This is a genomic window from Mesorhizobium sp. M1409, from assembly GCF_040317535.1.
Lineage (GTDB): Bacteria > Pseudomonadota > Alphaproteobacteria > Rhizobiales > Rhizobiaceae > Mesorhizobium.
Window position 1 is genome coordinate 1 of sequence record NZ_JAMYKV010000120.1, and the last position, 4129, is coordinate 4129.

Annotated in this window: 5 protein-coding genes; all 5 read left to right on the forward strand. The window is 57.4% G+C overall.

What is annotated here, in order from left to right:
- Positions 1–96: 96 nt before the first annotated feature.
- Positions 97–609 (forward strand): helix-turn-helix domain-containing protein, encoded by a 513-nt coding sequence (locus NKG99_RS35385; RefSeq protein ID WP_352874082.1) that lies wholly within the window; start codon positions 97–99, stop codon positions 607–609.
- Positions 610–654: 45 nt separating this feature from the next.
- Complete coding sequence (locus NKG99_RS35390; RefSeq protein ID WP_352874083.1) at positions 655–1200, forward strand: hypothetical protein; 546 nt, start codon at positions 655–657, stop codon at positions 1198–1200.
- A 444-nt stretch (positions 1201–1644) separates the two neighbouring features.
- Positions 1645–2604, forward strand: coding sequence for an ABC transporter permease (locus NKG99_RS35395; protein ID WP_502913114.1), 960 nt, complete (start codon positions 1645–1647; stop codon positions 2602–2604).
- Between the two features lie 12 nt (positions 2605–2616).
- Positions 2617–3645, forward strand: a complete 1029-nt coding sequence (locus tag NKG99_RS35400; protein WP_352874085.1) for a quaternary amine ABC transporter ATP-binding protein — start codon at positions 2617–2619, stop codon at positions 3643–3645.
- A gap of 117 nt (positions 3646–3762) precedes the next feature.
- A partial coding sequence (locus NKG99_RS35405) for an SDR family NAD(P)-dependent oxidoreductase (protein ID WP_352874087.1) occupies positions 3763–4129 on the forward strand: 367 nt, incomplete at its 3' end.

Sequence of the window (4129 nt, forward strand, 5' to 3'; positions counted from 1 at the left end):
AGTCTTGCGGGTCCGGGAACCGCGGCCCGGTGACCGCTGCCGTTACGAAGCCATCCAGCGCCGACATGGTCCGCACCAGCGGGCGGCGATCTTTCGATGATGGAGGCAGGCGAGTTGCTTGGCATGTCGGAGCGGCAATTTCGCCGCTACCGCGACCGTTACGAAGAGGCTGGGGAAGTTGGGTTGCTCGACCGGCGTTTGGGCAAGATTTCGACCCGTCGGGTGCCTGCGGAAGCGATTGAGGAGATGCTGGAACTTTGTCGTCATCGCTACCTTGGATGGAATGTGAAGCATTTCCACGAGCACCTGCTGCGCGATCACGACTTCAGCTGGGGTTACACCTTCATCAAGACGCAGCTTCACGCGGCGGGCCTGGTGGGACGCGCCAAGCGGCGCGGTGCTCACCGGCGCAAGCGGGAAAGGAAGCCGTGCGAGGGGATGATGCTGCATCAGGACGGCAGCCGGCATGGCTGGCTGGAAGGCCAGCCGATGCTGGATCTGATCGTGACGATGGACGATGCGACGAGCACGCTCTATTCAGCCTTCCTGATCGAGGAGGAAGGCACGGCGTCGAGCTTTCAGGGACTTCTGGAGACCTTGGTCGCCTAGGGACTGCCGTCGAGCCTCTACACCGATCGCGGCAGCCACTATTTCGTGACGCTCAAGGCCGGCGAGGCGGTCGACAAGAGCCGGCTGACCCAGGTCGGGCGGGCGCTGCGGCAACTGGGCATCGAACATATCCCGGCCTATTCGCCTGAAGCTAGGGGCCGCTCCGAGCGGATGTTCTCCACTTTGCAGGATCGGCTGCCTAAGGAACTGGCGCTGGCCGGCATTGCTGATATCCAAGCCGCCAACCGCTTCATCGCACAGACCTATCTGCCGGCTCACAATGCCCGCTTCGCCAGGCCGGCCGCGGTCGAAGACAGCGCCTTTGTCGCCGCCGACCCGCAGCAAATGGCTCAGATCCTGTGCATCGAGGAGGAGCGCGTCGTTGCCCGCGACAACACGATCGCCTTCGCGCGGCTGCGATTGCAGCTGCCGCAGAGCCCGATCCGACATCACTTCGTCAAAGCCACGGTCAAGATCAGGCACTACCCGGATGGCACGCTCGCGGTCTTCCATGGCCCCCGCCGCATTGCTCGATACATGCCCGACGGCGCCGCAATCCAAGAGACCTGCCGCATCGGGCAAGCCGCGTGAACCGCTTCGACGCAAAACTGAAGCGGACAAATGATGTGCTACCAAAACCGGACAACTTGAAAAGCTACCGACAGTCTCAGCCGGACTGTCACGACTGTGCCCGCGTGGCAGCATTGGAACTTGGAGAAGGTAGGAAGAGCGAAGCGTTGCCCGGTCTGTTCGATCGCCTGGCACACGTCGGCCGCCCTGTTCGCGAGCAGACTCTCCATGATAACCGCGTCGCCCCAGAGTCGGAACGAGCACCTACTCGAGTTGGGGTAACATCAGTTGGACGGTGTCTGGAGGGAAAAGCCCACTGGACTCGTCGTTTCATCCAACCAGGAAACCAGGAGGTAGTGGCTGAAATAAAGTCACCCTTGAGTCTACTTTTTTACCCCCCCCCGAGGAGGAAACTAGTGCTACTCTCATCGGTAAACCAGCTTCAAAATGCGACGAGGAACAAGGATGAGCGGATGTGACCTTTTGAATCCGTTTGATTGCGGGAAATTGCCACTCGCGTCTTGGGTAAGCGACGGATTGCGGTGGATGGTTGATAACTATCGGCCGTTCTTCCAAACGATTAAAGCACCGTTTGACTCAGTCTTGCAGTCGCTCACCCACTTTATGACTTCAGCATCGCCGACGCTGATAATCGCGGCCGTCATGCTGCTGGCGTGGCAGCTTTCTAGCTGGCGGCTGGCCACGGCACTTGCAGCCGTTCTCATATTTGTAGGCTTTATCGGCGTCTGGCCAGAAACCATGATAACGCTTTCGATCGTGCTTACCGCACTGATCTTTTCATTGGCCATCGGCATTCCCCTGGGAATTCTGTCAACCAGATCCCAGCTATTATACTCGATTCTAAGGCCAATCCTTGACGGCATGCAGACGATTCCAGCTTTCGTCTATCTGGTCCCCATTGTCATGCTTTTCGGCATAGGCAACGTGCCGGGTGTGATTGTTACCGTGATCTTCGCGGTCGCACCGGTGATCCGCTTGACATATCTGGGCATCCGCCAGGTTCCGGAAGAAGTCAATGAAGCTATGCGGGCTTTTGGCGCGACCGATCGGCAATTGCTATGGAAAGCTCAGCTCCCACTGGCGCTGCCGACGATCATGGCAGGTGTTAATCAAACGCTGATGATGTCGCTTTCTATGGTGGTAGTTGCCTCGATGATCGCAGTTGGCGGACTCGGCCAGATGGTGCTTCGTGGCATTGGCCGCCTCGATGTTGGGCTCGCCAGCAGCGGAGGCCTCGGCATTGTCGCTCTGGCCATCGTTCTCGATCGGATCACACAAGCTCTCGCGCAGCCTCGAAAGCGTCCTGGGGAAATCTGGGCACACGGCCCAGCTGCGGCAATTGGGTATGCCATGCGACTCTTTCGACCGTCTCCAAGTCAGCGGCTGTCAGCTGGATCTGAGTAACAAAGGTATCTGATGAGCAACCCCATCGTACAGTGTACCGGCATCTGGAAAATCTTCGGAAATAAAGCGAAATCCGCCCTCCACGCCATCCGGGAGCAAGGACTTTCCAAGTCCGAAATATTAGAACAGTACGGCGCCATCACCGCAGTTGCCGATGTATCCTTCTCGATCAGCGAGGGTGAAATTTTTTGCATAATGGGTCTGTCTGGATCTGGCAAGTCGACTCTGATTAGACATATCAACCGGTTGGTTGAGCCGACCGCCGGCGAAATCATCGTAGCTGGCCGCAATGTCAGTGCATTGAGCAACTCAGAACTGCGCGCTCTGCGGTCGACGAGTGTAGGCATGGTGTTTCAGCACATGGCGTTGTTGCCCCACCGCAGCGTTCAAGACAACGTCGCTTTGAGCCTTGAATTACGTGGTGTCGGCAAAGCGCAACGCATGAAGACGGCAAAAGAAAAGCTCAAGCTCGTAGGCTTGGAAGAGTGGGCTTCGCGGTTTCCGGACGAGTTGTCAGGTGGCATGAAACAGCGTGTAGGGTTGGCTCGAGCTATGGCGGCAGATCCAGAGATTCTTTTGATGGACGAGCCATTTTCTGCGCTCGATCCATTGATCCGCCGGCAGCTTCAGCAGCAGTTCCTGGAACTCTCCAAGGTCGTCAAAAAGACGACCATCTTCATCACTCACGACCTCGATGAAGCGATTAGACTTGGCACTCATATCGCAATCATGAAGGACGGCAGGTTCGTTCAGGTTGGGACGCCCGAGGAAATTGTTACGGAACCTGCGGACGAATACGTGGCAGACTTTGTGAAGGGCATCTCAAGGCTCGAACTTGTGACCGCGCGTAAGATTATGAAACCGATTCCGAACGACCCGGTTCTAATGCCTCAGAACGGAGCCACTGTGGCAGCCACTGAGAAGCTTGGTACCATCATCGATTTGGTTACCCATCACGAAGGGGACATAACGGTGATGGAGGACAATCGGCCGGTGGGCATAATCTCGCGTCGCGACCTTCTTCTTGGAATCCGAGGCTGAGCGTTCAGTTCAAGTCGAAACACCCGTGCCCGAGACCCAAGACCGTCGGAGATGCTCGATGGCATCTCTTACTGCGGCCGATCCAATCAGCAGTCCAACAACACCTAGGAGACAGCAATGCCGCCTTTTGAAAGCACATCTTTCCAAAGCAAATTTGACCTTGCCGGGAAAACCGCGCTGGTGACCGGTGGAGGGCGTGGCATCGGTTTGCAGATCGCGCTCACCTTGCAACAAGCCGGTGCTAAGATAATTCTGACCGATGCCGACGGAATCCGCCTCGCGGAGGCCGCAGATCAGTTTCCCGTCAAGCCGCAGGTCCATCAACTTGACGTCACCGCTTCGCAGGCGATCCGCGATCTCGCTGGCAAAATCGGCTCATGCCCCGACATACTCGTCAATAATGCCGGCGTGTCTCGTTCCGCGCCGACGAGTCATACGACCGATGAGGATTGGCGGGCGGTGCTCTCTGTCAATTTGGACGGCG